Source organism: Nonomuraea sp. NPDC049141 (assembly GCF_040648415.1).
In the GTDB taxonomy this organism is placed as follows: domain Bacteria; phylum Actinomycetota; class Actinomycetes; order Streptosporangiales; family Streptosporangiaceae; genus Nonomuraea.
Window position 1 is genome coordinate 135,125 of sequence record NZ_JBEZDR010000007.1, and the last position, 26,101, is coordinate 161,225.

A 26,101-nucleotide genomic window follows, 5' to 3' on the forward strand; every position below is an offset into this window, starting at 1 on the left:
GGGCCGGGACACCTCTCCCAGCCCTTCTCACGGTATATATCAGTACTTGCAAGGGACTTGCGGTCGATCAAGACGCTGGCGGGCGCTGACCTCCAGCCGGGCCGGGAACGCCCGCATAACGGTACGCTACCGGCTGCCTGCCCGGTTGCACGATGAGCAGCGTGCCGGGCTCGTCGGCGTAGAAGGCGCTTTCGACGGCCGCGGCGACGTCGGCGGCGCTCAGCAACGGGAACCCGGCGTTGACGAACATCTCCCGTGCCCCCGCCACCAGCGGCGTGTCCGTGAACCCCGGGCAGACGGCGCCGATCCTGATCCCCTCCTTGGCCAGCGGCCCGGCCAGCGCCCTGACGAGCCCGACCACGGCGTGCTTGGTCATCGTGTAGATCGGGTCGCCGCCGAAGCCGACGAGCCCGGCCAGCGACGAGGTGACCACGATCGCGCCGCCACCCGAGCGCCTGAGCAGCGGCAGGCAGGCGGCGACGCCGAAGACCACGCCGTCCACGTTCACCCCGACGACCCGGCGGTATCGCTCGACGTCGAACGCCGCCACGTCCACCCCGCCCGAGATCCCCGCGTTGAGGTGCACCAGGTCGAGCCGGCCGTAGGTGTCCTCGGCGAGCGCGACGGCCGCCCGCGAGGCCTCCTCGGTGCTGACGTCGCCCGCCAGCCACACGCCGCCGACCTCCTTGGCCAGGCGCTCGGCGCCTTCGCCGTCGAGGTCGAGGATGACGCACTTGGCCCCGCCCGCCGACAGCCGCCGCGCCACCGCGGCCCCGATGCCGCTCGCCGCTCCGGTGATCAGTGCCACAGTGCTCATTTACGACTCCTATGGCTGGTCCAGCAGGCGGTGCGCGCGGGCGATGAGGGTGGGTACGGCGGAACCGATGTTCTCGAAGCCGTCACCCACGGTCTTACCCTGCCGGAAACGGGCGTGGATACCTTCCACTATGACCGCGAGCTTGAAGTTCCCGAACGCCACGTAGAACGGAAGGTCGGAGATGTCACGGCCGGAGACCTTCGTGTAGTGGGTGGCGAACTCGGCGGCGTTCAGGAACCCGGGGGCGAGCGTCACGTCGCCGGCCACCGGGATCCCGGCCCGCTCCTCGTCGCCGGGGTCCTGCCAGTAGGTGAGCGTGAGCCCCAGGTCGGCCAGCGGGTCGCCGAGGGTGGACATCTCCCAGTCGACCACGGCCAGGATCTCGGACGGACCGGGCGCCAGCCGTACGAGCGTGTTGTCGAGCCGGTAGTCACCGTGCACGAGCGTGCTGGCGGAACTGGCCGGCATGCGCTCGCCCAGCCGCGTGACCAGGCGGTCGTACTCCGGCAGGTCGGCGGTCTTCGACCGGTCCCACTGCTGGCACCACCGGGCGAGCTGCCTGGCCAGGTAGCCGTCCGGGCGGCCGAAGTCGCCGAGCCCGACCTCCCGGTAGTCGACGGCGTGGATGGCGGCCAGCACCTCGGCGAGCCGTTCGGCCAGCCGGCGCGTCTCGGCCGGCGAGGGGTCGCCGAGTTGCTCGCGGTTCCTGACGGCCAGGCCGTCCACGTGGCCCATCAGGTAGAACGGCGCTCCGATGACCTCCTCGTCGGCGCAGAACGCGACCGGCTCCGGCACCGGAACCGGCGTCCGGGCGAGCGCGGAGATGACCCGCCACTCGCGCCGCATGTCGTGCGCGGTGGGCAGCACGTGGCCGAGCGGCGGACGACGCAGCACCACGCGGCGCTCACGGGCCTCGATGAGGTACGTCAGGTTCGACTTGCCGCCGGATATCAGCGAGACGGACAGGGGCTCGCCCGCGTCGGGCACGTTGTCGCCCATCCAGCCGGTCAGCCGAGGCCAGTCAATCCCAGGTACGGTCATGGACACACATTAGAACGCCACTCGGTCCTGAAGGCTAGCTGAGAGTTATGTAACGTTCCGGAGCTGCGCAGACGACCATCATGTAAGACCGCTTACCCTGGCTGTACAACAGCTACCTCCAAACTAACTGAAGGTATGCCGACAGTAGGAGCCCATGCGCGTCACACTTGCTCACCCTCGCGAGCTGGGAGCACCTGAGCTGAGCCGATGGCGGGCTCTCCAGGAGGGACACGCGGCCTTCGACAACCCGTTCCTGTCTCCAGAGTTCACGATCACGGTCGGTGAGCTACGAGACATGGTCCGCGTCGCCGTGCTCTACGACGGGCCCGACATCGTGGGCTTCTTCCCCTTCGAACGCCACCCGATGGGCATCGGCAAGCCGGTGGCCGCCGGGCTCACCGACGCGCAGGGCTTAGTCCACGCCAAGGATCTCGAGATCGACCCGCGCCGGTTGATCAAGCAGTGCGGGCTGTCGGTCTACGAGTTCGACCACCTGGTCGCGGGCCAGCCGATGATCTCCGGGCGGCATGAGCGCCACCCGTCCCCGATCATCGACCTGCGCGAGGGACACGGCCCCTACACCGAGTATCTACGGCTGCACTCCGGCAAGACGTACAAGACGACTCTGGCCAAGTCGCGCAAACTCCAGCGTGACATCGGGCCGATCCGGCACGAGTACGCGACCACCGACCCGGCGCCGCTGCACACGCTGCTCGGCTGGAAGACCGACCAGTACCGGCGTACGGGGCGCACCGACCGGTTCGCGCACCAGTGGATCGTCGAGCTGGTCGAGCGGCTGCTGGCCACGCAGACCGAGGGCTTCGCCGGGGTGCTCGACATGATCTACGTGAACGACCTGCCGATGGCCGGCCATTTCGGTCTGCGCACGCGCACCACACTCGCCGGCTGGTTCCCGGCGTACGACACGCAGTACGCCAAATACTCCCCCGGCCTCATCCACCATCTCGCGATGGCCGAGCAGGCCGCCGGGTCCGGCATCCAGGTGATCGACATGGGCCGGGGCGAGAAGGAGTACAAAGAGAAGTTGAAGAACGGCGAGTTCCAGGTGGCCGAGGGCCGGGTCGCCACGATCGGCGCCGCTTCGGCCGTGCACTGGCTGGTGCGGGTGCCCGTGCGCAAGACCCGGGCCACTGTGCTGGCCAACCCGCTGCTGCACAAGACGGCCGACCGGGCGCTGAAGACGTTCGGGCGACTCCGCACGGCACTCCAGTCGTGACGGAGCCGGCCGCGACCGAACCGGTCGTGAAGAGGATCGCCGAGCGCACCGGCCGTCACTGCCTGCTGCTCCCGTCGAACCGCCTCGGCCTCTACCTCGCGCTGCGTCACTGGTGCATGCCGGGGCAGCGGCTGCTGATGTCACCGATCTCCGCCGACGAGATCCTCTTCCTGGTGCTGGCGGCGGGCCTGCGCCCGGTGATCGCGCCGCTGTCGCGCCGCGACGGCAACATCGACGCCTCCCGCGTGAACCTCGGCCAGGTGGACGCCGTCCTGACCACCAACCTGTACGGCCTGCCGGACGCCGTATCCGCCTTCACCGGAAAAATCCTGATCGAAGATGTCGCCCACGCGATGGAGACCACCGTCGACGGCCGGCCGTTGGGCACGTTCGGCCAGGCCGGGGTGTTCAGCCTCTCCAAGCATCCCGGCGCCGGGTCGGGTGGCGTCCTGGCGGTGGAGCGCGTGGAGGACCTGCGCGCCCTCGTACAGGCCCGCGACGCGCTGCTGGAGCCGGGTGCCTTCCGCGCCGAGCTGCTGGCCGTGGCCAGTTCGATGGCCCGTCAGGCCGCGCTCCGGCTCGACCTGGTCCGGCCCGCGCTCCGGCTCTCGCGGCTGCTGGGCATGGAGGAGTCGCGCGAGGGCTACCGGATCCCGCTGCGGCCCGACGAGCTCGAAGCGGCCATGAAGCAGGTGCCGTCGCTGCCGCCGTTCGATCCGTGGGTCCGGGCCGACCTGCACGACTACCGGGCCCGGCGTGGGGCGCTGGCCCGCTGGTACCAGTCGAGGCGGCTGGCCAAGGTGCCCGGGGAGCGGGCGCGCCGCCTGGCGGGCGTACGCATGCTGGCGGAGCTGCCCTCGGTGGCGGCGGGCGTACGGGATCATCTCGACCAGCCGCTGTTCCGGGTGCCGCTGCTGGTGCGCGACCGTGACGCGGCGATAGCCGCGCTGGAGCGGCGCGGGGTGGTGACGGGCTACCTCTACGACCCGCCGTACGACGACTACGCGGCCGCCTTCACCGACCCCTCCCCCGATCCGGCCCCGGCCCGCTGGTGGGCCCGCCACGCCCTGCCCGTCGACCCGGTGTACGCCGCCCGTTCCCTGCCGATCCTGCGCGAGCTCCAGCCCGCCTGAGGCGGCTACGCCTCGGCGCGGACCAGGCGGAGGAAGGCCTTGAGGCCGGAGATCACCTCCTGGTTGTCGCCGAGCCCGTCCACCGTCTCGTCGAAGCGTCGGGTCATGCCGGTCATGCGCCGGTTGAGGTCGTGGTCGGCCGTCTCCAGGGCGTACCGCGTGGCGGCCATCTCATCGCGCAGGCGTTCGAGGTCCCTGCCCAGCTCGTCGGTCCTGATGTGCAGCGCGTCGGCCGACTCGGCCAGCGAGACCACGTCCCTGCGCGGGTAGCGGACCTCCTCGGCCAGCGTCGTGACCCGCCGGCGAAGGTGCGCCAGGTACGCGCCGATCGGGCGGAAACAGGTGGCGAGCAGGTAGAAGGCCGCGAAGTAGTAGCCCACCTGCGCGCCGGAGAAGACCGTGATGCCCGCCAGCACGGCCGCCGACACGACGTGCCCGGCGATCGCGAGCCTGAGCATCCGCCGGCCGATGTCGCGCGCCTCGTCCTCGCGGCCCTGCGGCACCTCGATGCCGCGCTCGCGCGACTCGGGGATGTCTTGTGCGACCCGGCGGGCGGCGAAGTAAAGGTTCCACGGGACGGTGAGGAGGACGACCAGCCAGATAAGGCTGATGGCGCCCAGGCCGAGGGAGAGCAGCGTGGACAGCTGCACCCCCGCGTAGAGGATCAGCCAGGCGGTGATCAGGATGCCGATGACCGAGGCCAGAAGTAACCACCATTTCATGCCGTCCACTCTGGCTCAGGAGGGCGGCTCGGCATCACCGCTTACCTACTCATTCGGGGCTGAGCACATCAGACCGGCCACGATCCGGCAGCCGCGCCTGACGTCGGCCAGCGTGGCCGAGCCGTACCCGATCACCAGGCCGTGCAGGTGTTCGGAGCCGTAGTGGTGGCGGCCCGTGGAGTCGAGCAGCACGCCCTTCTCCCGCGCGGCGGCGACCAGCCCGGGGACGGTGCCGCGGGGCAGCTCCGCCAGCACGTGCAGGCCGGCCGTGTCACCGCGCAGGCGGCAGAGCGGGCCGAGGATCTCGACGATCGCGCCGCGCCTGCGGGCGTACTCCAGGCGCATCCGGCGCAGGTGGCGGTCCAGGTCACCGCGTTCCAGGAGGGTCGCGACGGCCTGCTGGACCGGGCCGCTGGTGCGGTCCGACAGCGTGAGGCGGATGGCGGCGATCCGGTCGAGCAGTTCGGGTGAGCCGACCAGCCAGCCGACGCCGACGTCGGGGGCGAGGGTCTTCGAGAGCGTGCCGAGCAGGACGACGCGCGACGGGTCGAGGCCGTAGAGGGCGGGCAGGGGCGCGACGTCGTAGCGGAACTCGGCGTCGTAGTCGTCCTCCACGATGATCGCGCCGGTGCTCCTGGCCCAGGCGAGCAGCCGCTCCCTGCGCGGGATCGGCAGGCGGCCGCCGAGCGGGTACTGGTGGGCGGGCGTGGTGTAGAGGACACGGAGGTCCTCGGGGAGCCCCTCGACGATCACGCCGTCCTCGTCGACCGGGCACGGCACGACCTTCGCGCCCCTGGCCGCGAACACCGTGCGCGCCACGTGATACCCGGGATCCTCGACGCCCGCCCGGCCGCCCTCGCCGAGCAGGGCCAGCGCGCACAGGTCGAGGCCGTTGCCGGTGCCCCTGGTGACCAGGACGTTCTCGGGGCCGACGGTCACGGCCCTGGCCCGCCGCAGGTGGTCGGCGAGCAGTTCGCGCAGGTACGGCAGGCCGTAGGGGTCCGGGGAGTCACCCGGAGGCAGGTCGGCGGCCTTGCGCCAGGCCCGCTTCCAGGCCGCGCGGTCGTAGTCGCGCACCCAGGGCGTGCCGGGGGTCAGGTCGATCGTCCGCTCGGCCGGTGGGCGAGGCGGCGGCTCGGGGGCGGGCGGCGCCTCGACGGCGAGATGCGCCGCCTCCAGCGAGGCCACGAACGTGCCGGAGCCGTGCCGCCCTTCCAGCCACCCTTCGGCGTACAGCTGCTGGTAGGCCTCCGTGACCACGGTCCTGCTCACCCGCAACTGGCCGGCGAGCCCGCGCGAGGACGGCAGCCGCTCCCCCGGCGCGAGCGTGCCCGCGAGCATGGCCCGGCGCAGCCAGCCGGTGAGCTGTGCCGAGAGCGGGACGGCCGACTCCCTGGACAGGGATATGGGCAGGTCGATGAGGGTGCGCACGAAAGTGGTCTCCGAGAAGCGGGCATTAGTGGCCATTCAGGCTATGTCCACTTTCTCATTACCGTGGTCGCATGCTCTCCACCACACCCCGCACGACGCTCGGCCGCGAGAAGCAACGTGGCAGCAGCGACAGGAACGACCTGTACGAGGTGCTCGACACCGGGCTGTTCTGCCATCTGGGTGTGGTGGTCGACGGCCACCCCATGGTGGTGCCCACCGGATACGGGCGCCTGGGCGAGACCCTCTACCTGCACGGCTCCACTGGGGCGCGGTCACTGCGCGCGGGCAGCGGCGCGGAGGTGTGCGTCACCGTCACCCACGTCGACGGCATCGTGCTGGCCCGGTCGATCTTCCACCACTCCGTCAACTACCGCTCCGCGATCATCTACGGCCACGCCAGGCTGCTGACGGACCCGGAGGAGCGGCTGACCGGGCTCCGTGTCCTGTCCGAGCAGCTCGCGCCCGGCCAGTGGGACTACGTCAGGAAGCCGTCGCCCAAGGAGCTGGCCGCGACCGCCGTGCTGGCCCTGTCACTCGAAGAGGCGTCGGTGAAGATGCGGCGCGGCGGGCCCATGGACGAGGAGGACGACTACGCGCTGCCCGTCTGGGCTGGGGTGCTGCCGCTGGTGACGTCCTGGGGCGAGCCCGTGCCGGATCCGGCACTCCCAGACGGTATGGACGTACCTGTTCACATCCGCGGCCGGGAGTAGTTCCATAAATCAGGAACCACCTGGCAAACTTCTCTCCTTGATCAGACGTCTCATCAGGTGGGCCCTACTCCTGATGGGGGATGGCGATGGAGTGGAACGCTCCTGGTTACACGGAGATCAAGCAGCTCGGGGCGGGCGGCAGCGGCCGGGTCGTGCTGGCGGTGCACGATGAGACGGGCGTCAAGGTCGCGATCAAGTACCTCTCGGAGAGGTTAAGAAGCGACCCGGTGGCCCTGGCCCGGTTCCAGTCGGAGGCGCGGGTGCTGACCACGCTGCGCGACCAGCACATCGCCACGCTGTGGGAGTACATCCAGGACGGCTACGGCGCGGCCATCGTGATGGAGCTGGTCAACGGCGTGTCCCTGCGGGCACTGCTGCGCGAGCACGGGACGACGGGGCCGGAGGCGGCCCTGGTCGTCCTCAAGGGCTCGCTGCTCGGCCTGGCCAGGGCGCACTCACATGGACTGGTGCACAAGGACTACAAGCCCGAGAACGTGATCGTCCGCGACGACGGGGCCAGCAAGCTGGTCGACTTCGGCATCGCCGTCCACCAGGGGACCGCCTCGCGTCCCGAGGGCACGCCCCCGTACATGGCGCCCGAGCTGTGGGAGAACCTGCCCGCCTCGCCCGCCACCGACGTGTACGCGGCGACGGCGGTGTTCTTCGAGTGCCTGACCGGGCACCGGCCGTACCGGTCGACCGAGCCGAGCGTGCTCGGCTACCAGCACATGCACGCCCCGATCCCGGTCCACGACGCCCCCGAGCCGGTACGCGAGCTGATCACGCGCGGGCTGGCCAAGGACCCGGCCGCCCGGCCCGTCAGCGCCGACGCCTTCGTCATCGAGCTGGAGGCGGCGGCGCGGGCCGCGTACGGCGAGGACTGGGAGGAGCGCGGCAGGCGGCGGCTGGCCGCGCTGGTGGCCCTGCTCGCCCTGCTCCTGCCCGTGCCGCAGACGCCTCCGGCCCAGGTCACGACCTCGCTGGCGCAGACCGTCTTCCGTTCGACGCTCCGTACGGCCAAGCGGAACTCGGTGCGGCTGGGCATGGGCGTGGGGCTGGTCGCGGTCGCGACCGTCGCCGTGATCGTCGCGCTGTCGAGCCGCGACCGGGGGACGACGCCCATAGACGTGGCCCTGGTGGGGCCCTCGCAATCGCAGGGACCAGCCGAGCAGGCCCCGCCGGCCACGCCGGTCGCGGTGAGCCAGGAGCCCCCTGCCGAGCTGCCCAGCGATGATCCATCCCCGCTGGCCGTGCCGTCCCACAGTCCCGAGCGGGAGACCGCCGAGCCTGTGGCGGCCACCACGCCGCCGACCACCGAGCCGGCGCCCACCCCGACACCCAAGGTCACCAAGAGCGCCAAGCCCACGCCCAAGGTCACCAAGCCGACTCCTACCCAAACCCCCAAGCCGCCCAAGACCATCACGCCGACGCCCGTGGTCACCGTGACCACGCCTACGGTGACGCCGGCGCCGGTGACCTCGGTCGCGGGGCTCACGCTCGGCGGGCTGACGGTCAATGACGACAACGTGGCCGGCTCCTCGCTCTCCGTCCTCACCACCGGCACGGGACCCATCACCGCGACCGCCGCCTGGTCCGTGGCCGGCGCCCCCGTCCACAGCCAGACCCTGCGGCTGAACGGCGGCCGGTCCTATGACCGCTCGCTCAGCTACACCATGGACGAGCGCCCGTGCGGCAAGAGCGTCACGCTGACCGTCACCACCTTCCCCGCCGCTCCCGGCGGGCCGCGGACCGCCACGGTGAACGTGCCGCCCTGTCCCACCCGGGTGACGGGCCTGCGGGTGTCGCTCGACCTGGCCGCCTCGCCGGGCCGTACGGCTCAGGCCCGGGTCAGGGTGACCACCAGCGGCACCGCCGAGGTCCCCGTGGAGGCCGCGTTCGCGCTGAACGGCGACCAGGTCGCCACCCGCTCGGCCACCCTGTCCGGCCAGACGGCCTACTCGCGGACGTTCACCCACGCCTTCAGGTCCCGCCCGTGCGACGCCACCGTCTCCGTGGTGGTCCGCGCGGGCGACCGGACGGCCACCGCCCGGACGAAGGTGACCTGCCCGCCGAGCGTACGGAAGGTGTCGATCGTGCGGGCCTCGCTCAGCCCGCGCGGCGCGGCCACCGCCGTCGTCTCGGTGACCACCGGCAACGACCAGCCGGTACGGCTCGCCGTCTCCTTCTCCCTCGGCGGCCGGATCGCGCACACCGAGGCCCTGACCCTGTCCGGCCAGACCTCCTACACCAGGACCGTGAGCTTCACCTTCGACAAGGTGCCCTGCGAGACGTCCTGGCTCGTGACGGCCGCGACCCGGCCCAGCGCGGCCGGCGGCGGCGACAGCTCGGGCGGCACGACCGCGGCCTGCCAGGAGGACCCGCCGAAGGACGACGACGACACCGACACCGACGAGCCGAAGAACCCGGACACTCCGGACACCCCCGCCCCTGACACCCCGTCGTCCGACGATTCCGGAACCATCGGCTGACCTCCAGATTCAGTCCTGTCTGGAGATAAGCCGTGAGAAAGCGGTTACGTCTGGTTAAGCTACGGTCCGTCTGATGAGCGTGGGGGCCCAGAGGACTTCAGAGGAGACCGCATGTACGACGATGGCCAGTGGGGGGTCCCGGGTTATACCGAGATTCGTGAGCTTGGCGCCGGATCCGCCGGGCGGGTCGTGCTGGCCCGGCGGGACCACGACGGCGTGGAGGTGGCCGTCAAGTACCTCTCCGAGGAGCTGCGGTCCGACGTCGGCTTCGTGGCCCGGTTCAGGCACGAGGCCAGGCTGCTCGGCACCATGCGCAGCCCGCACAACGCCCGCCTGATCGAATACGTCGAGGCCGGCGCGGGCGCGGCCATCGTCATGGAGCTCGTCAACGGGGTCTCGCTGCGCGAACTGCTCAGGTCGGAGGGCCCCACGGGCCCGGAGGCCGCGCTGCTGGTGCTCAAGGGCTCGCTACAAGGTCTGGCGGCGGCCCACGCGATCGGCGTCGTGCACCGCGACTTCAAGCCCGAGAACGTCATGGTCCAGGGCGACGGCTCCAGCAAGCTCGTCGACTTCGGCATCGCGGTCAGGAACGGCGAGGCCGCCGGCGCCGCAGGCACCCCGCCCTACATGGCGCCCGAGCAGTGGTCGGGCGCCTCCGCCGCGCCCACCACCGACGTGTACGCCGCCACCGTCGTGTTCTTCGAGTGCCTGACGGGCGCCCGCCCCTTTCGCTCGCCCAACCTCGCGGCGCTGGCCCGCCAGCACCAGAGCTCGCCGCCACCCATCGAGGAGGTGCCCGGGCCGCTGCGGAACCTGGTCGAGCGTGGCCTGGCCAAGAACCCCGTCGATCGCCCATCCTCCGCCGAGGCGTTCCTGACGGAACTCGAAGCGGTCGCGGCCAGGGCGTACGGGTCCGACTGGGAGGAGCGCGGCAAGCACCGCCTGGCCCGGCTGTCCGGCCTGCTGCTGATGCTGTTCCCCAGCCCGCCTGAGGGTCCGGCGGAGGGGCAGACCTCGCTCGCCGAGAACCAGTTCGCCGAGCCGGGGAAGGTGCTGAGCAAGCGCTCGACCAAGATCCTCGTCGGCGCCGCCTGCACCGGCCTGCTGATCGGCATCGCGCTCGTCCTGGTGAAGACCACGTCCGACGAGCCCGCCCTGCAGGCGCGGACCACGCAGGTGACCCCCTCCACGACGGAGCCGGCGCCGTCCGCCGCGTCCGAGGACGAGGAGCCTTCCGAGGAGCCCACTCCCACGGTCGAGGAGACCACGCCGGAGCCGACACTCTCGACGAGTACCGCGCCGCCGCCCGTCACCACCCGCAGGCCGACGCCCACACCGACTCGGACGATCACCAGGACTCCGAAGCCCAGACCTTCCAAGACGGCCACCAAGACCGCCGTCAAGACCGCGCCACCGACCGAGCCGACCGAGCCCGAGATCACCAGCAAGGTCGACGACCAGCCGGCGGCCACGTCCGCCACCACGAAGCAGCCCACGAAGCCGCCCACGACCGCGCCTCCGACCGTCCGGCCGACGCGTACCCTCAGCAGCCCGGAGCCCAGCTCCCAGTCGCCGAGGCCCTCCTCCGACGGTGGGGAGAACAGCGGGTCGGCGTACACACCGCCGCCGGAGGGCGGCGCGCTCCTGGCACTCGCACTGGTGACGTCCGGCGCGCTTCCCGTCACACTTGCAGTGAAGCGCCGTATGGCGGGACGACACCGGAGGAAGCGCTAGAAAGGCGTCGGGGGACACACGGTGATGGAGCAAGCGGCGATGGACAATCCGAGACACGGTATCGCCGGCTTCCGGCTCACCGAGAACACCTGGATCACGGAGCTGGGCAACTGGATCGACGCGATCTCACCCGACGGGCGCAGGGCCGGAGCCCTGCTGTTCGACCCGAAGATCATCGGGCTGCCCGGCGTGCGTGAGCGCGTCGTGGCGACGGTGCTGACCGACCAGCGGCTCGTCCTGGGCGGGCTGACCGGGCTGATCCCCGTCGCCGACGTCGTGGCGGCGGGCGATCAGGTCTGGCTGCTCACCGCGCAGGCCGTCAGCCCGACGCTGTCGGACCTGCTGGCCGCCGGGCCGATCGACGCGGGCGGCGCGGCGGCCGTACTGGCGGAGACGGCGCAGACCCTCCTCGCGCTGCACGCGGCCGGGGTCACCCACGGTTCCGTGCATCCCGGCACCGTGGTCATCACCGCCGAAGGCACGCCGCTGCTGTCGGAACGCGGCTTGTCCGACGCCATCCGCGGGCAGGTCTCCCCGCCGGAGCGGGACGCGGCGGCGTGGGCGTCGCTGGCGCGGGGGCTGGCCGCCTCGGTCATGCGGAGCGCCCCGCGGGCGGCGGCCCTCTTCGAGCGGGCCGCGGTCATCGCGACCACCCACGGCCTGGGCGCCGCCAAGTCCGTCGTACTCTCCGAGCCCGCGGCGCTGCCGGGCGGGGCGATCAGGCACGACCGGCTGGCGCAGGCAGCCCGGGGCAGGTCGGCGTTCGCGCATCCGCCCGTGGAGACGCAGCCGCCGCTCGACGAGGGTGACATCGTCACGTTACTCGCCGTCCCCAGCCCTCATCAGGCGCCGGTGCACTTCGGACCGGGGGTGAGCACGCAGGCGCAGCAGGCCGGCAGCACGGCGGAACGGATCTGGCGGGAGGGCCGGGACCAGATCGGAACGGTCCAGCGCGGCGACGGCAGGCCGTCCAGGGCGGCACGGGCGAGGCGGTGGCGGACCATCCTGGCGGCGGCAGTGTTCGCGATCATCATGGGCGGGGCGATCATCGCCTGGCTCAAGCTGAGCTCCGCCCCTGACCTGGCGATCACGTCGATCGACGTCGTCGCGCCGAAGAAGACGCAGGGCTGCAACAGCGCCGTCGTCGTCACAGGCAAGATCGTCACGAACGGTGAGGCCGGCGAGATCACCTACGAGTGGCGCAAGAACCTGGACAAGGAGGTCGTCAAACAGACACTCCACACGACCTCCGACCAGACCGCCTACAGCGTGCCGCTCCGATGGACACTCAAGGGCAAGAGCACCGTCAAGGCCACGGCCACTCTCCGGGTGCTGTCTCCCGGCCCGCTAAAAACCGACAAGGCGAGCTTCACGTACAAGTGCTGAAGCCGAGCCAGCAATGCATATCAAAGCTGTTGTTACTACGCTGACGAATATGACCACGCAGACCCCCGCGGGCTGGTACCCCGACCCGTACGGATCGCCCCAACTCCGTTGGTGGGACGGCGGCCAGTGGACGGACGCCACCCACCCGCTGGAGCAGGGGACGCCAGCGCAACAGCAACCGCCCTCCGGACCGCAGCAGCAGTCGAGTCCCGACTGGTCCGCCACGCCGGCGAACCCGACGCAGCAGTTCGGCCAGCCGACATACGGGCAGTCCGCGTACGGGCAACCCGCCCAGAGCCAGCCGGCGTACGCGCAGCCCACCCAGGAGCAGCCGGCGTTCGGCCAGCCCTCGTACAGCGCGCCCGGCCAGAATCGATGGGGTGACACCCCGCTGCCCGGACCCGGTTACGGTCCGCCGCCGAAGGAGAGCAACCCGTTGCCGTGGGTGTTCGGCGGGCTGGCGGCGCTCGTGGTGGTCGGCCTGATCGTGGTGGCCGGGATCTTCTTCGTGAACCGCAACACCGACGGCACCCTCGCCGAGTCCCCGACGCCCACTGAGACGGAGCAGTCGCCGGAGCAGGGCCAGACCACCGAGCCGCCGTCGCAGGCCCCGGCAGAGCTGCCACAGCCGCAGGACGGCCGCGTCTCCGACCCGCAGGCGGGCCTGTCGTACCAGGTGCCCGAAGGCTGGAAGGTGCCCGAGTCCAGCTCCATCAACGGCACCGACCCGCGCCAGCAGGCCTGGTCGAGCGGCGTGGAGGCGATCTCCCAGGAGAAGTACAACGGCAAGGACAACTGGAACGGCAACGTCTTCACCGGCCTGCTCAACCCGCTCTTCCCGTACACGGGGACGGACGGGCTGAGCAACGCGGCCAAGTCGGTGTTCGTGAACTTCGCCGAGTACTACCCGATCACGCACACCAACAAGATCATCCAGGACAAGGCGCTCAAGATCGGCGACAAGGACGCCTGGGTCCTCCAGTTCCAGCTCGACTTCTCGAAGGAGTCGAAGGCCAAAGGTTACAAGTGGAACAAGGAAAACGGCGCGATCGTCCTGATGGATCGCGGCCAGGGCAAGCCTCCAGCCCTCCTATACACGTCAGTTCCGGACAATCTGGGCACCGACGTGGTCAATCAGGTTCTCAGCTCGCTCAAGCCCGCATAACCGGTGGCACTAGGCTGATGGGGTATTCAGGCGGGCGGATGACTCCGAGCCGCTTGGGCGAGGAGATCGAATGAGTGACTTGCTGGTCTGGATCGACTGCGAGATGACCGGGCTCGACCTGGGTCGCGATGCGCTCGTCGAGGTGGCGTGCATCATCACCGACAGCGAGCTCAATCAGCTGGACGAGGGCGTCGACGTGGTCATCAAACCGCCGCCCGAGTCGCTGGAGCAGATGTCGCAGGTGGTCCGCGAGATGCACACCGCCTCGGGCCTGCTGCCCGAGATGGCGGGCGGGGTGACGCTGGCGGAGGCGGAGTCGCTCGTGCTCGACTACATCCGCCGCCACATCCCCGAGCCGAAGAAGGCGCCGCTCTGCGGCAACTCCATCGGCACCGACCGCACGTTCATCTCGCGCGACATGCCCGCGGTCGACGGCTATCTGCATTACCGGATGATCGACGTGTCATCGATCAAGGAGCTGGTCCGCCGCTGGTACCCCCGGGTCTACTTCGCGGCCCCGGAGAAGCAGGGCGGACACCGCGCGCTGGCCGACATCACGGAGAGCATCAGGGAGCTCCGCTACTACCGGGCGGCCATCTTCGTCGGCCAGCCGGGCCCCGACTCGGCCACCGCCAGAGCGGTGGCCGAGCGTGTCACGGGCTAATTGGGTGGCGTAAAGACTCCCGAAGACCGCTACACTTTTCCTGTGCCGCCACGTCGGCGGTTCATGGTGGGTGTAGCTCAGCTGGTAGAGCGCCAGGTTGTGGTCCTGGATGTCGAGGGTTCAAGTCCCTTCACTCACCCCATGCACGCGGCCGGTCCCTCGGGACCGGCCGTTTGTCGTTTTCTACGGCAACGTCCCCAAAACATGACATTGCGAGTTATGCTCGCTGTCTACCGCTTACGCCGGATGCGCGGGGGCCTCGGCGATCTGACCGTCTGCGCGCGCCCCCGGAGGCCGGATGAGAGTCGAAGACGCAGCGTTCGATAGCGTGTTCACGTCCTTGAGCAAGCGCGAAACCGAGGTCATGGATCTGATCGCGACTGGGCAGTCGAATGGGCAGATCGCGCAGCGGCTGTTTCTCAGCGAGAAAACAGTCAAGAACCATGTCAACCGCATCTACGCCAAACTCGGCGTCGACTCGCGCGTCACCGCGATCGGCCTCTGGCAGTCGCGTCCCACGTCCTGATCGCGACGTCTTGATCGCGGTGCCCTGATCGTGGCGTCCTGATCACGTCGTTTTGGGCGCGGCGTCCTGATCGCGGCCGATCTCCGCACCTGCGGGCGTTCTCGCGTGCCGAGTGTTCTCGCGCCTCTCACATCTCTCGCGCGGGGCCCTGGCGGGTCTCCCCGTGTGGCGGGCCCTTCGTGTGGCGGGCCCTTCGTGCGGCGGGCCATCTTGTGTGCCGGGCCATGCACCGGTTCCCCGCGCGTGCCGACCATCTGGCGTGCCGCGCCTCTCGCGCCCGTTCTCCGCGCGTGCCAGGCCTCTCACGGGCCGGGCCTCTTGCGGGCCGGATCTCTCGCGGGCCGGCCCTTCGAGCGGGCCGGAGCTTCTCGTGGGTGTTGGGGGCCCTTCTTTTACGGCCGGCATGGGGCACCCCCACCCGCCACACGGGGCTGGGCTCTCTCCAGGGGGACGCTCCTCCGGTGGAGGTGGTCTGGCGCCGTTACGAGACGGTGAGACCGTCTCGGGGGCATTCGTGAGCTTGTGTCATTCCCTGCGGGGAATCGTGCTCCGTCAGGCGCGTGGGCTAGAAAGGGAGGCATGGAACGATTCGCGAGCGAGTTGCGGCGGTGGCGTAGCAACCGGCGGGTGAGCCAGCTGGAGCTCGCCAACCGGGCCGGCACCACCCAACGCCATCTGAGCTTCATGGAGCGCGGCCGATCCCGCCCCGGGCGGGCCATCGTCGTACGCCTGGCCGAGTCGCTCGATCTGTCGCTCCGCGAACGCAACGGCCTGCTGCTGGCGGCCGGGTACGCTCCCCTGTTCCCTGAGTCAGGTCTGGACGACGCCATGCTGCGCCCGGTACGCGAGGCTCTGGAGAGCATCCTCGACGGCCACCTGCCGTACCCGGCGGTCGTGGTCCGGCCCTACGGCGAGCTGGTGGCGACCAACGCGGCCTTCGACGTGCTCACCGAGGGGGCCGCGGCCGAGCTGCTGGAGCCGCCGATCAACGTGTTGCGGCTCGCCCTGCACCCCAAAGGCATGGGTTCTCGGGTCGTCAACCTCGCGGACTGGGGCCGGCACATCACCGAGAGCCTGCGGGCCGACTTCCTCCGCAGCCAGGATCCGCGGCTCGACGCGTTCATCGCCGAGCTGGAGTCCTACGTGCCCGAGGCGGTGCCGGGGAGCGACCATCTGGGGTTCGCGGTGCCGTTGCGGTTGCGTACCGGGGATGCCGAGTTGCGGCTGCTGACCACGCTCACCTCGTTCGCCACCGCGGTGGACGTCACGCTGGCCGAGCTCAAGCTGGAGGCCTTCCTGCCCGCCGACGCCGCCACCGCGGCATTCCTCCAGGCCCGCCACCACCGCGACTGATGCTGGGACGGATCACCCCGGCCCGGTGAGATGGGCTTCGGCGCATTTGCGGAAGGCCGCGACAAGGCGGCCGCGGTCGTCGGCTCGGGTGGCCAGCACGACGTGGCTGGGCTCGACTCCCTCCAGGGGGATCATGGTGAGGTCGGGGCGCAGGTCGCCGATCCGGAGGGTCGCAGGAAGGATGACAACGGCCTGCCCGCCGGCGACGAGTTCGAGCTTGTCCTCGCCCACCTCGATGAGGGGACCGTCCGGCGCCGGGCTTCCGTCGGGCCGGGGGTCGGCGCGCCAGAAGGCGTTCCAGGCCGGGTCGAGTGCCCGGGGCATGGGCTCGTCGGCGATGTCGTCGAGGGTGACCGATTCCTTGCCCGCCAGGCGGTGATCCACGGGCACCAGCAGCGCCCGTGGTTCGTCGTAGAGCACTGTGACGTGCAGTTCGTCGGTGGGGAACGGCAGCCGGGTCACTACCGCGTCCACCCGGTGGTCGAGGAGCGCGGCGCGTGGTTCGTCCCAGGCCAGGTGAATGATCCGCACCTCGGCGCCGGGATGCCGGTGGCGCAGCTCGCGCACCGCCGGGGTGACGACGAGGTTGCCGATGTAGCCGATCGCGATCCGGCTGGGCTGGGCGGCGGCCCGGGCCCGCGCCACGGCGCTGCTGGCGGAGCGCAGCAGCGTGAGGGCGAGCGGGAGGAAGGCCTCTCCGGCGTCGGTGAGCCGGGTGCCCTGCGGGGTGCGGTCCAGCAGGCGGGCGCCCACCTGCTGTTCGAGCCGGGCGATCTGCCGGCTCAGCGAGGACTGGGTGAGGTGGAGGGCGGCGGCGGCGCGACCGAAGTGCCGGTGCTCGGCGACGGTGGCGAACGAGCGCACCAGCCGCAGATCCAGGTCCACCGGGGGCAGTGGCGAGTCGGGCATGCGCCCAGCGTAGGCCCCATCATCTGGAGCTGCGGTGATGCGTGAATCGGGATGCGCCTTGCGAAACATTCATTGGACCCTGAATGCGCCGCGGTCCCAAGCTGAGAACCCACTACAGCCCCGTTCAAGGAGCACTCTCATGAGGACCACCGTGGTCGACACGGCCCGCCGGGCGTTGGGGCCGGTCGGCGTGACGCTGCCGGTCTCGTTCACCAGCGCCCTGTCCATCGACCTGCAGCGCGAGGCCGTCGAGCGGCTGGAACGCGCCGGCCACCGCGCCGTCTGGACCAACGAGGTCGTCGGCGGAAAGGACGCTCTTGTGCAGTTGGCCGTGCTGTTGGCCGCCACGCGGCGGATGGTGTTCGGCACCGGCATCGCCAACATCTGGGCCCGGCCACCGCAGACCATGCATGGCGCGGCGGCCGTACTGGCCCAGGCCTATCCCGGCCGGTTCGTGCTCGGGCTGGGGGTCGGCTATCCCCAGCAGGCGGCCGACACCGGCCGGGAGTTCGGCAGCCCGCTGGCCACGATGCGCGACTACCGCGACCGGATGGACAGCCCGACCTCGCCACCCGCACCCGACGTGGCCTATCCGCGGATCATCGCCGCGAACGGCCCGAAGATGCTCACCTTGGCCGGCGAGATCGCCGATGGGGCGCTGCCCGCCGGGGGGCCTCCCGAGTTCACCGCGCAGGCCCGGCAGGTGCTCGGCCCGGACAAACTGCTGGTCGTCGGGCTCTCCATGGTCCCGGGCGACGACCGCGACCGGACGCGAGCGATCGCACGGGAGCAGGTGTCGGCCAGCCTCCGCCTGACCTGGGTCGCGGCCGCCCTGGCCCGGCTCGGCTACTCGGAGCAGGAGATCGCCGAGGTGAGTGACCGGCTGGTGGACGCGATCATCGCCCACGGCGACCCGGCCGACATCGCCGCCAAGGTACGCGAGCACCTGGCCGCCGGCGCGGATCACGTGACGCTCATGCAACCGATCGGCACCGACTTCTCGGCCGGCGTGGACCAACTGGAGCGGCTCGCCCCGGCACTGCGCGACACGGTCTGGAGTTGAACTCCCATGCCGTCCGCACGGCTAGCGATCGCCGTTCCTCGTTGTAGCCCGTCGCTGCCGCGCAGGGGGCAGCGACGGTGAAGGCGTGGGTCAGGTGGCGGGTGGACGTCGTCGCAGGTCAGGTCAGCGGAGGGCCGCCGAGATGGCCATCAGGCCGTGGTCGAGGTCGGATTCCGGGATGTTGAGCGCGGGCCTGAGCCGTACCGAGCGCGGACCGCAGGCCAGGACCAGCACGCCCGCCTCGTCCCGCAGCCGCGTGACCAGCGCGTCGCGCGCGGCTCTGTCGGGCAGGTCGAACGCGCACATCAAGCCGCGGCCCCGGGGGTTGGAGACCAGGTCCGGGTGCTCCACCTGGAGTTTGGTGAGGCGTTCGACGAGGAGCGTGCCGAGGGTGGCGGCGCGCGGGATCAGGCCGTCGCGTTCGACGATCTCCAGGATGCCGCGCGAGCGGACCATGTCCACCAGGCCGCCGCCCCAGGTGGAGTTGATCCGGCCGCTGACCTGGAAGACGTTGTCGGGGACCAGGTCCACGCGGCGGCCGGCCATGATGCCGCCCACCTGGACCTTCTTCGCGAAGGCCACGATGTCCGGCGCCAGGCCGAGCTGCTGGTAGGCCCAGGCGGTGCCCGTGGTGCCGCCGCCCGTCTGCACCTCGTCCAGGATGAACAGCGCGTCGTACTCGTGACACAGATGCTGCATGGCCTGCAGGAACTGCGGGCGCATGTGGTTGTCGCCGCCCTCGCCCTGGATGGGCTCGGCGATGAAACAGGCGATGTCGTGCGGGTTCGCCTCGAAGGCGGCGCGGGCCTGGGCGAGCGCGTGCTGCTCGGCGGCCTCGACCTCTCCGAGGTGTATGGCGGGTACGTCGATGCGCGGCCAGCGGAACTGGGGGAAACGGTCGGTCTTGCCCGGTTCGGTATTGGTCAGGCTCAAGGTGTAGCCGGTGCGGCCGTGAAATGCCTTGGTCAGGTGCATGACCTGGGTGCCGAGGTCACGGGACCGGCCGGCCGCCTCGTTGCGGCGGCTCTTCCAGTCGAAGGCGGTCTTGAGCGCATTCTCGACGGCCAGCGCACCACCTTCGACGAAGAACAGGTGGGGCAGGTCGGGGTCGCCGAGGACACGGGTGAAGGTGTCGACGAAGTCCGCGAGGTGTGCGGTGTACATGTCGGGATTGGCGGGCTTGTTGCGGGCGACCTCGCCAAGGAGCCGGACGAACTCCGGCTCGAAGGGCGGGTTCACGCCGAGGGGTGCGCTCGCGAAGAACGTGTAGAAGTCAAGGTATCGGCGGCCATTTCGGGCGTCGACGAGCCAGGAGCCTTGGCTGCGCTCCAGATCGAGCACAAGCCGGTATCCGTCGACGAGCAGATGGCGGGCAAGGCGGTCGTGTACGTCCATGTCTCCTCCACGTTGAACCAGACATGGCATACGTTTCCCTGCCCCAGCCCGATATATGCGGAAAATTTCCGGGCTTCAGGCCGTAGGCGCAAGCTTCTTCACCCGGAACGACAGCACGATCATCGTGATGCCGTACAGGATGGCGAAGATGCCGACCAGCCAGACCAGCGTGAGCGCGCCCGCGCCCGGCCAGATGAGCAGCAGGGCGCCGAAGATAACGGACAGGATGCCGCCGATGATGAGCATCCATTCGTCCCGGATCTCCTTGCGCATCTGGATGCCGGCGATGATCTCCGACACTCCACCGAAGATCGCCCAGAAGGCGATCACGAAGAGCAGGGCCAGCGACGTGATTCCCGGCCAGACGAATGCCACGATGCCGGCGAGGATCCCGATGATTCCCGAGACGATGAGCCAGACGCGGGACTTGACGTCGTGCCGGAACGCGGCGAACAGCGAGAAGATCCCGCTGACGATCGCGTACGCCCCGAAGAAGATCACGAGTACGTACAGCGTGATCGCGGGCCAGATCAGCGCGAGGATGCCGAAGATCACCGCGAGAATGCCACGAATGAGGACGAGCCACCAGGTGTGTGCGATTTGCTCCATATTGGTCTGATCTCCCGATCGATCACGCAAGCAGACCACCGCACGGTCAAAAGTCAGTAATTCGCCACCTATGCCTGGGAGTAGACCACGATCGACACCGCGATGTACTGCACCACGTAGGCGGCCACCGTGAACGCGTGGAACACCTCGTGGTAGCCGAACCAGCCGGGTGACGGATCCGGGCGGCGCAGCCCGTACACGATGGCTCCGGCGGTGTAGAAGGCGCCGCCGACGGCGACCAGCACGACGGCCACCACGCCCGCGCCTTCGAGCAACTGCGGCATCACGAAGATCGCGGTCCAGCCGAGCGCCAGGTAGAGGAGCGTGTAGAGCCAGCGCGGCGCACTCATCCAGAACACCCGGAAGAGCACTCCGGACAGCGCGCCACCCCAGATGACCACCAGGACGGCGACGCGGGCGGCCCCGTCGAGCGCGAGCAGCGCGAAGGGTGTGTAGGTGCCGGCGATGATCAGGTAGATGTTCGCGTGGTCGAAGCGGCGAAGCACCTCGGCCAGACGCGGACCGAGCGTGCCACGGTGGTAGGTGGCCGAGATGCCGAAGAGCAGGCCCGAGGTGATCGCGTAGATCGCGGACGCGAGACGGGCCTGCAGCGTGGGACCGAGCGCCACGAGCGCGAACCCGGCGACCAGCGTCACGGGCAACGCTCCTGTGTGCAACCAGCCTCTCAGTCTCGGCTTCGCGGAGATGGTCGTCATATAACCTACGGTACCGTAGGTTATGGTGAATCTCTCAACGAGGTCATAGCCCGTTCAGGAAGCGGGCCGCGACCGGCAGCGCGGCGCTCCGGCCCGAGCCGCCGTCCCGTACGAAGACGCTGAAGGCCAGGTCGTCGCGGTAACCGATGAACCAGCCGTGCTCTCGCGACGCCCCCGCCTCGGCCGTCCCCGTCTTGCCGGACACGCCCGCCGGGAGTCCGGCGGCAGCGGCCGTACCGTGGTCGACGACGGCGGCCATCATGTCCCGCAGCGCCGTGACCGTCCCCTCGTCGAGTTCGACCGGCTTGGCGGGCGGGCCGTCGATCTGTTCCACCGCGTCCTTCGACAGGATGCGCGGCACGCGCAGTGAGCCGCTCTCGACCGCCGCCGCGACCATCGCCATGCACAGCGGGGTCGCCTCGACCGAGCCCTGGCCGAAGGAGTCCACCGCCAGCTCGTCCACGCTGTCGGGCGGGTCCATCCGGCCGCAGTGGCCGCCCAGGCCCGTATCCAGCTCGGCGCCGTTGAACCCCCACTTCGCGGCGGTCTCGACCAGATCGTCACCCGATAATCGGCTGACGGCCTCGCGCACGAACGTGGTGTTGCAGGAGTACGCGAACGCGTCGGCGAACGTCACGGTGCCGTGCCCCTGCTCGCCCGCGTTCTTGATCGACCTGGAGTTCGGGATCGTGTACTTGCCGGGGCAGTCCACCTCCGCCGCCGGATCCAGGCCCGCCTCCAGCAGCGCCGCCGCCGTGACCGTCTTGAACGTGGACCCGGGCGGGAAGAAGTCGCGGAACGCGCTGTAGTTGTCCTCCAGCCGGTCGGCCACCGCGAGCACCTCGCCGGTGCTGGGCCGTATGGCGACGATCGACGCGTTCCGCACCCCGTCGAGCGCCCGCGCGGCCGCCGCCTGCACCGAGCGCGACAGCGTGGTGCGCTCCTGACTCACCTTGGGCTCGACGGTCATGAGCCGTCGCGCCTGCTGTCCCGGCAGCGCCGACTCCAGTGCCCACCCCTGCCCCACCTCGTCGAACTCCGGCTTGAGCTCGGCGAGGTAGGACTCGGCGTAGCTGTCGTTGGGGATCTTCTCCCCCTCGCTGGTCACCAGTTGGACCGCGGGCCCGTCGAACTCGGTCAGCCGCACCGTGCCCCCGTCCTTGAGCAGGGGGTCCAGCGTCTCCGGCGCCCAGAGCACCTTCCAGGTCCTGTCGCGTACGGCCAGCCGCAACGTGCTGCTGAACGGCCACGCCCCGAACTCGCGCAGCGTCCTGCTCCCGCTGAACGGCACCTCGGCCGACGTCTCCCCGGTGCTCTTCACGGCCCCGGGCCGCAGCTGGATACTCTCGACGTGCAGGTCCTCCGAGAACGACCGGTGCCGGGTGCTGAAGTCCGCCGGCGGCTGGTAGACCAGGGCCGCCATGCCCTGCAGGTCCCCCCGCTTCCACGCCGCGAAATAGGCGGCCGAGGTCTGCGCGGCACTGCCCTTGACCCTCGTGGACGCCACCATCGCGAAGGCACCTGCGCCGACTACCGCGACAACGGCGATAAACAGCACAATCAGCCTTCGTCGTCGCATACGGTTTACTCCCAGGAGGGGGATCAGCGTGGCACGAGGACAGCGGGAGCCGATGCCCGGCCTGTACCCGGTGACGTTCGGCGAGATTGAACTGCTCCGGGACCTGGACAGGCAGGACGGCTGGGTGCTGTCCAAGGATGGCGTACCTCAGTCGTACGTTGACTTACAAGACCCTACTTATCTGGAATTCGAGTACGTACGCCTTATGGCAGACGTCATCGACCTTCTTCCGGAAGGCGCGCTCGCCTGCGTCCACGTGGGCGGCGGGGCGTGCACGATCCCGCGTTACGTCGCGGCCACCCGCCCCGGCTCCCGGCACATCGTCCTCGAACCCGACGGGCTGCTGGTCAACCTGATCCGCGAGCAGCTCGACCTGCGGTCCGTGCCACGGCTGAAGGTGATCGTGCAGGGCGGCCGCGAGGGCACCGCCAAGGTCTGGGACGACTCGGCCGACCTGCTGGTCCTCGACGCCTTCTCCGGCGCCACCATGCCGGTCGAGCTGGCCACGACGGAGTACATGGGCGACATCGCCAGGGTGCTGCGCCCGTCGGGCACGCTGCTGATCAACATGGCCGACGGCAAGGGGCTGGCCTTCGCCAGGCGGCTCGTGGCGACCGTCCAGGGCACGTTCCGGCACGTCGCGCTGCTGGCCGAGCCGGGCGTCATGCGCGGGCGCCGCTTCGGCAACCTCATCGTCGCCGCCTCGCGGGCGGAGCTGCCGATCGACCTGCTGACCCGCCGGGCGGCCGGTGGCCTCACCCAGGCCAGGTGCGTGCACGGGGAGGCGCTGACGAACTTCGTCGCGGGCGCCGCCCCGATCAAGGACGGCGACGCGGTGCTGGCTCCGGTGCCGCCTCCCGCCGTCTTCGGCTGAGCCCGCGCGCAACTCCGCGGATGCGCGGACGACGACTCACCGGGTGCGGTATGTAGGACGGGGCCGGTGGGCACGTGTTCCGCCGCGTCCGGACCCGAGCCTGAGTCGAAGGAGCTGCCATGTTCTCCCCGTCGAAACCGGCCCTTGCCGTCGTGGCGACCGCCGTGACGCTCACCGCGTGCGCGGGAGTGACCACTACGAACGTCGCCACCACGAGGCCGCTCACGATGTCTCTTGCCGGCTCCTTCGATTGGAACGTTCCACGATCGCTTCCGGCGCCCACCGCGCCACCCGTGGAGATTCCCGGCACGCCTGTCGGGCAGCAGTTGCGCTGGCTGCTCGACGCCCCCGCCAGGGCGCCGATCGGGCAGGCCGAGCTGGCCGAGCACCTCGCCCCGGCGTTTCTGGAGCAGGTGCCGGCGGCCAAGTTCAACGAGACCCTGGCCTCGCTGCGCGGGATCCGGCTGGAGAGGATCCTCGGAGCCGCGCCCACCGCTCTGATCGCCCACGTGGTGGTCGGCGCCCAGACGCTCAAGTTGACGCTCTCGGTGGACGCCACCGGCAAGGTCGACTCCGCGCTGTTCGCCGTACCGGCACCTCCTCAGCCCTCGCCCACGAGCTGGGACGAGTTGGACCGGCGGGCGCGCAAGGCGGCGGCCCAGGTGGGCTTCCTCGCCGGTGAGGTGAAGTCCGACGGCACCTGCCGCCCGGCCCACGCCATAGCCGGTGGCGTGGCGCGCCCGCTCGGCTCGATGTTCAAGCTGTACGTCCTGGGAGCCGTCGCCAAGAAGATCGAGCAGGGCAGGTTCTCCTGGGACACCGCGATGACGATCAAACCCGAGCTGAAGAGCCTGCCGAGCGGCCGGCTCCAGGACCGTCCCGACAACAGCCAGGTGCCCGTGCTGGAGGCGGCCAAGCTGATGATCGCCATCAGCGACAACACGGGCGCTGACCTGCTGCTCCACCAGGCCGGCCGGACCTCGGTCGAGCACACCGCACGGTCCTGGCACGGTCAGGCGAAGCGGAACACCCCGTTCCTGAGCACCAGGGAGCTGTTCGCGCTCAAGGGCGCCGACTACCCACGGCACGCCAAGGAGTACCTGTCACGTGACACGGCCGGGCGGCGGGCCTACCTGTCGGAGGTCGTCGACAAGCTCCCGCTGTCCAGCGTCGTCGCGTGGGCCGCGCCGCGCGAGCTGGACACGGTGGAGTGGTTCGGCTCCCCCGCCGACATCTGCCGCGCCTACGCGGAGCTGGCGAAGAGCCGTGACAAGCGGATCGGCGAGGTGATGTCGCAGAACACGGGCGGGATCAAGCTGCCCGCCAAGGAGTGGCCGACGGTCTGGTACAAGGGCGGCTCCGAACCGGGCGTGCTCGACCTGAGCTACCTGGCCCGCACACCGTCCGGACGCACCTTCGTGGTCACGGCCATGGCCTCCGACCCGTCCGCCGCCCTCAACGAGGATCAGGTCTACGAGGAGCTCGTCGCGCTGGCGCGGGGCGCGTTCGCACTGCTCAAGACGTCCTGAGGCGCAAAGCGTTCCGGGCGGCCCGATCGACTCTTGGACGCCCCCGAGAGCTCCTCGCGCGCCTCCCTGACGACCTCCGCGAGGATCTCGTCCAGCGTGCGCCGCGGCCGCCATCCGGTGAGCTCACGGATCTTGGTGGTGTCGGGGACCCTGCGGGTCATGTCCTCGAACCCCTTGAGATAGGCCTCGTGGTAGGGGATCAGGTCGACGCCCGAGGTGGATCCCGCGTGCTCGATGACCAGCTTGGCCAGCTCCAGGATGCTCACCTCCTCCGCCGAGCCGATGTTGAACGTCTGGCCGACCGCCGCCTCGTTGCCGAGCAGCCGCAGCAGGGCGTCCACCACATCGGCGACGTGGGCGAAGCACCGTGTCTGGGTCCCGTCTCCGTGCACCGTGAGCGGAACGCCGCTGAGGGCTTGTCGCACGAGGCGCGGGATGACCATGCCGTAGGCCGGGCTCTGCCGCGGCCCCACGGTGTTGAACAGCCTGACCACGATGGAGGGCAGGCCACGCTCGTGGTGGTAGGCGTTGGCCAGGATCTCGTCCACCGCCTTGGCCGTGCTGTACGCCCAGCGCACGACCCCGGTGTTGCCGAGGATGCGGTCGGCGTCCTCTCTGAGGGGGCCGGAGGAGTTCTTGCCGTAGATTTCGCTCGTGCTGGCGATGAGGATCTTCTTGCGGTAGCGGTGCGCCGCCTCGATGACGATCTCGGAGCCCCTGATGTTGGTGATCAGCGATCTCAGTGGCTGCTCCACGATCAGCTTGACCCCGACGGCGGCGGCCAGGTGGACGACCACGTCGCACTGGTGGACGAGCTCGTCCACGACCAGTTCGTCCAGGATGGAGCCGCGCACGAAGCGCAGAGCCGGATGCGGGCGCAGGTTGCCCGGCCGCCCGGTGGACAGGTCGTCGAGGACGACCACCGAGTCGCCGCGGGAGAGCAGGGCGTCGGTCAGGTGCGAGCCGACGAATCCGCTGCCGCCCGTAATCAGGTACGTGCACGTGGCTGCGTTGCTCAT

At 70.2% G+C, this 26,101-nt stretch carries 23 protein-coding genes and 1 tRNA gene; 14 read left to right on the forward strand and 10 right to left on the reverse strand.

Annotation, left to right across the window (positions count from 1 at the left end; genetic code table 11):
- Positions 1-67: 67 nt before the first annotated feature.
- Complete coding sequence (locus AB0B91_RS22185; RefSeq protein ID WP_358322495.1) at positions 68-817, reverse strand: SDR family NAD(P)-dependent oxidoreductase; 750 nt, start codon at positions 815-817, stop codon at positions 68-70.
- A gap of 9 nt (positions 818-826) precedes the next feature.
- Positions 827-1,858: a phosphotransferase family protein gene (locus AB0B91_RS22190; RefSeq protein WP_358322497.1), complete on the reverse strand. Its 1,032-nt coding sequence runs from the start codon at positions 1,856-1,858 to the stop codon at positions 827-829.
- 154 nt (positions 1,859-2,012) lie between these two features.
- Between AB0B91_RS22190 and AB0B91_RS22195 the strand changes: the two genes are divergently transcribed.
- Both AB0B91_RS22195 and AB0B91_RS22200 read left to right on the forward strand, forming a co-directional pair.
- A complete protein-coding gene (locus AB0B91_RS22195; RefSeq protein ID WP_358322500.1) occupies positions 2,013-3,095 on the forward strand; it encodes a GNAT family N-acetyltransferase in 1,083 nt (360 codons plus the stop codon).
- On the forward strand, positions 3,092-4,228 hold the full coding sequence (locus AB0B91_RS22200) for a DegT/DnrJ/EryC1/StrS family aminotransferase (RefSeq protein WP_358322503.1): 1,137 nt from the start codon (positions 3,092-3,094) through the stop codon (positions 4,226-4,228). The genes AB0B91_RS22195 and AB0B91_RS22200 overlap by 4 nt, the downstream gene beginning before the upstream one ends.
- A 5-nt stretch (positions 4,229-4,233) precedes the next feature.
- On the opposite strand, the gene AB0B91_RS22205 is transcribed toward AB0B91_RS22200, so the two are convergent.
- Together AB0B91_RS22205 and AB0B91_RS22210 are read right to left on the reverse strand one after the other, a co-directional pair.
- Positions 4,234-4,950, reverse strand: coding sequence for a hypothetical protein (locus AB0B91_RS22205; protein ID WP_358322506.1), 717 nt, complete (start codon positions 4,948-4,950; stop codon positions 4,234-4,236).
- A 45-nt stretch (positions 4,951-4,995) separates the two neighbouring features.
- Positions 4,996-6,417, reverse strand: coding sequence for a PLP-dependent aminotransferase family protein (locus AB0B91_RS22210; protein ID WP_358322509.1), 1,422 nt, complete (start codon positions 6,415-6,417; stop codon positions 4,996-4,998).
- A gap of 35 nt (positions 6,418-6,452) precedes the next feature.
- On the opposite strand from AB0B91_RS22210, the gene AB0B91_RS22215 reads away from it, so the two are divergent.
- The 9 genes from AB0B91_RS22215 (at position 6,453) to AB0B91_RS22255 (ending at position 16,408) form a co-directional block, all read left to right on the forward strand.
- The gene (locus AB0B91_RS22215) at positions 6,453-7,091 is read left to right on the forward strand and encodes a pyridoxamine 5'-phosphate oxidase family protein (RefSeq protein ID WP_358322512.1); all 639 of its coding nucleotides are present in this window, start codon (positions 6,453-6,455) and stop codon (positions 7,089-7,091) included.
- A gap of 86 nt (positions 7,092-7,177) precedes the next feature.
- Positions 7,178-9,580, forward strand: coding sequence for a serine/threonine-protein kinase (locus AB0B91_RS22220; protein ID WP_358322515.1), 2,403 nt, complete (start codon positions 7,178-7,180; stop codon positions 9,578-9,580).
- A 111-nt stretch (positions 9,581-9,691) separates the two neighbouring features.
- Positions 9,692-11,314 (forward strand): serine/threonine-protein kinase, encoded by a 1,623-nt coding sequence (locus AB0B91_RS22225; protein ID WP_358322518.1) that lies wholly within the window; start codon positions 9,692-9,694, stop codon positions 11,312-11,314.
- Positions 11,315-11,353: 39 nt separating this feature from the next.
- Positions 11,354-12,700 (forward strand): hypothetical protein, encoded by a 1,347-nt coding sequence (locus tag AB0B91_RS22230; protein ID WP_358322521.1) that lies wholly within the window; start codon positions 11,354-11,356, stop codon positions 12,698-12,700.
- A 49-nt stretch (positions 12,701-12,749) separates the two neighbouring features.
- The gene (locus AB0B91_RS22235; protein WP_358322524.1) at positions 12,750-13,865 is read left to right on the forward strand and encodes a DUF2510 domain-containing protein; all 1,116 of its coding nucleotides are present in this window, start codon (positions 12,750-12,752) and stop codon (positions 13,863-13,865) included.
- 70 nt (positions 13,866-13,935) lie between these two features.
- Positions 13,936-14,529: an oligoribonuclease gene (gene orn, locus AB0B91_RS22240; RefSeq protein ID WP_214637174.1), complete on the forward strand. Its 594-nt coding sequence runs from the start codon at positions 13,936-13,938 to the stop codon at positions 14,527-14,529.
- Between the two features lie 66 nt (positions 14,530-14,595).
- Positions 14,596-14,671 (forward strand) — tRNA-His (locus AB0B91_RS22245).
- Between the two features lie 156 nt (positions 14,672-14,827).
- The gene (locus AB0B91_RS22250; protein ID WP_358322527.1) at positions 14,828-15,055 is read left to right on the forward strand and encodes a response regulator transcription factor; all 228 of its coding nucleotides are present in this window, start codon (positions 14,828-14,830) and stop codon (positions 15,053-15,055) included.
- Positions 15,056-15,634: 579 nt separating this feature from the next.
- Positions 15,635-16,408: a helix-turn-helix transcriptional regulator gene (locus AB0B91_RS22255; protein ID WP_358322529.1), complete on the forward strand. Its 774-nt coding sequence runs from the start codon at positions 15,635-15,637 to the stop codon at positions 16,406-16,408.
- Between the two features lie 12 nt (positions 16,409-16,420).
- Here the strand turns inward: AB0B91_RS22255 and AB0B91_RS22260 are convergent, their stop codons facing one another.
- Positions 16,421-17,317, reverse strand: coding sequence for a LysR family transcriptional regulator (locus tag AB0B91_RS22260; RefSeq protein WP_358322532.1), 897 nt, complete (start codon positions 17,315-17,317; stop codon positions 16,421-16,423).
- Positions 17,318-17,456: 139 nt separating this feature from the next.
- On the opposite strand from AB0B91_RS22260, the gene AB0B91_RS22265 reads away from it, so the two are divergent.
- A complete protein-coding gene (locus AB0B91_RS22265) occupies positions 17,457-18,380 on the forward strand; it encodes a TIGR03620 family F420-dependent LLM class oxidoreductase (protein WP_358322535.1) in 924 nt (307 codons plus the stop codon).
- A gap of 123 nt (positions 18,381-18,503) precedes the next feature.
- Here the strand turns inward: AB0B91_RS22265 and lat are convergent, their stop codons facing one another.
- The 4 genes from lat to AB0B91_RS22285 form a co-directional block, all read right to left on the reverse strand.
- On the reverse strand, positions 18,504-19,775 hold the full coding sequence (lat, locus tag AB0B91_RS22270; RefSeq protein WP_358322537.1) for an L-lysine 6-transaminase: 1,272 nt from the start codon (positions 19,773-19,775) through the stop codon (positions 18,504-18,506).
- 75 nt (positions 19,776-19,850) lie between these two features.
- The gene (locus AB0B91_RS22275; RefSeq protein ID WP_358322539.1) at positions 19,851-20,384 is read right to left on the reverse strand and encodes an HdeD family acid-resistance protein; all 534 of its coding nucleotides are present in this window, start codon (positions 20,382-20,384) and stop codon (positions 19,851-19,853) included.
- Positions 20,385-20,452: 68 nt separating this feature from the next.
- The gene (locus tag AB0B91_RS22280; RefSeq protein ID WP_358322542.1) at positions 20,453-21,100 is read right to left on the reverse strand and encodes a hemolysin III family protein; all 648 of its coding nucleotides are present in this window, start codon (positions 21,098-21,100) and stop codon (positions 20,453-20,455) included.
- Between the two features lie 43 nt (positions 21,101-21,143).
- A complete protein-coding gene (locus tag AB0B91_RS22285) occupies positions 21,144-22,610 on the reverse strand; it encodes a penicillin-binding transpeptidase domain-containing protein (protein WP_358322545.1) in 1,467 nt (488 codons plus the stop codon).
- A gap of 97 nt (positions 22,611-22,707) precedes the next feature.
- Between AB0B91_RS22285 and AB0B91_RS22290 the strand changes: the two genes are divergently transcribed.
- Both AB0B91_RS22290 and AB0B91_RS22295 read left to right on the forward strand, forming a co-directional pair.
- On the forward strand, positions 22,708-23,553 hold the full coding sequence (locus AB0B91_RS22290; RefSeq protein WP_358322547.1) for a fused MFS/spermidine synthase: 846 nt from the start codon (positions 22,708-22,710) through the stop codon (positions 23,551-23,553).
- A gap of 119 nt (positions 23,554-23,672) precedes the next feature.
- Positions 23,673-25,082 carry a serine hydrolase gene (locus tag AB0B91_RS22295; RefSeq protein WP_358322550.1) on the forward strand — a complete coding sequence of 470 codons (1,410 nt, stop codon included), beginning with the start codon at positions 23,673-23,675 and terminating at the stop codon, positions 25,080-25,082.
- Here AB0B91_RS22295 and AB0B91_RS22300 read toward each other — a convergent pair.
- The gene (locus AB0B91_RS22300) at positions 25,025-26,101 is read right to left on the reverse strand and encodes a GDP-mannose 4,6-dehydratase (protein ID WP_358322553.1); all 1,077 of its coding nucleotides are present in this window, start codon (positions 26,099-26,101) and stop codon (positions 25,025-25,027) included. The genes AB0B91_RS22295 and AB0B91_RS22300 overlap by 58 nt on opposite strands.

What these genes read in the sequence shown, in the direction of transcription:
- AB0B91_RS22185 (WP_358322495.1), bottom strand. Translation starts at nt 817, where the DNA reads ATGAGCACTGTGGCACTGATCACCGGAGCGGCGAGCGGCATCGGGGCC.
- AB0B91_RS22190 (WP_358322497.1), bottom strand. Translation starts at nt 1,858, where the DNA reads ATGACCGTACCTGGGATTGACTGGCCTCGGCTGACCGGCTGGATGGGC.
- AB0B91_RS22195 (WP_358322500.1), top strand. Translation starts at nt 2,013, where the DNA reads ATGCGCGTCACACTTGCTCACCCTCGCGAGCTGGGAGCACCTGAGCTG.
- AB0B91_RS22205 (WP_358322506.1), bottom strand. Translation starts at nt 4,950, where the DNA reads ATGAAATGGTGGTTACTTCTGGCCTCGGTCATCGGCATCCTGATCACC.
- AB0B91_RS22210 (WP_358322509.1), bottom strand. Translation starts at nt 6,417, where the DNA reads ATGGCCACTAATGCCCGCTTCTCGGAGACCACTTTCGTGCGCACCCTC.
- AB0B91_RS22215 (WP_358322512.1), top strand. Translation starts at nt 6,453, where the DNA reads ATGCTCTCCACCACACCCCGCACGACGCTCGGCCGCGAGAAGCAACGT.
- AB0B91_RS22220 (WP_358322515.1), top strand. Translation starts at nt 7,178, where the DNA reads ATGGAGTGGAACGCTCCTGGTTACACGGAGATCAAGCAGCTCGGGGCG.
- AB0B91_RS22225 (WP_358322518.1), top strand. Translation starts at nt 9,692, where the DNA reads ATGTACGACGATGGCCAGTGGGGGGTCCCGGGTTATACCGAGATTCGT.
- AB0B91_RS22230 (WP_358322521.1), top strand. Translation starts at nt 11,354, where the DNA reads ATGGACAATCCGAGACACGGTATCGCCGGCTTCCGGCTCACCGAGAAC.
- AB0B91_RS22235 (WP_358322524.1), top strand. Translation starts at nt 12,750, where the DNA reads ATGACCACGCAGACCCCCGCGGGCTGGTACCCCGACCCGTACGGATCG.
- orn (WP_214637174.1), top strand. Translation starts at nt 13,936, where the DNA reads ATGAGTGACTTGCTGGTCTGGATCGACTGCGAGATGACCGGGCTCGAC.
- AB0B91_RS22250 (WP_358322527.1), top strand. Translation starts at nt 14,828, where the DNA reads ATGAGAGTCGAAGACGCAGCGTTCGATAGCGTGTTCACGTCCTTGAGC.
- AB0B91_RS22255 (WP_358322529.1), top strand. Translation starts at nt 15,635, where the DNA reads ATGGAACGATTCGCGAGCGAGTTGCGGCGGTGGCGTAGCAACCGGCGG.
- AB0B91_RS22260 (WP_358322532.1), bottom strand. Translation starts at nt 17,317, where the DNA reads ATGCCCGACTCGCCACTGCCCCCGGTGGACCTGGATCTGCGGCTGGTG.
- AB0B91_RS22265 (WP_358322535.1), top strand. Translation starts at nt 17,457, where the DNA reads ATGAGGACCACCGTGGTCGACACGGCCCGCCGGGCGTTGGGGCCGGTC.
- lat (WP_358322537.1), bottom strand. Translation starts at nt 19,775, where the DNA reads ATGGACGTACACGACCGCCTTGCCCGCCATCTGCTCGTCGACGGATAC.
- AB0B91_RS22275 (WP_358322539.1), bottom strand. Translation starts at nt 20,384, where the DNA reads ATGGAGCAAATCGCACACACCTGGTGGCTCGTCCTCATTCGTGGCATT.
- AB0B91_RS22280 (WP_358322542.1), bottom strand. Translation starts at nt 21,100, where the DNA reads ATGACGACCATCTCCGCGAAGCCGAGACTGAGAGGCTGGTTGCACACA.
- AB0B91_RS22285 (WP_358322545.1), bottom strand. Translation starts at nt 22,610, where the DNA reads ATGGTGGCGTCCACGAGGGTCAAGGGCAGTGCCGCGCAGACCTCGGCC.
- AB0B91_RS22295 (WP_358322550.1), top strand. Translation starts at nt 23,673, where the DNA reads ATGTTCTCCCCGTCGAAACCGGCCCTTGCCGTCGTGGCGACCGCCGTG.
- AB0B91_RS22300 (WP_358322553.1), bottom strand. Translation starts at nt 26,101, where the DNA reads ATGAGCAACGCAGCCACGTGCACGTACCTGATTACGGGCGGCAGCGGA.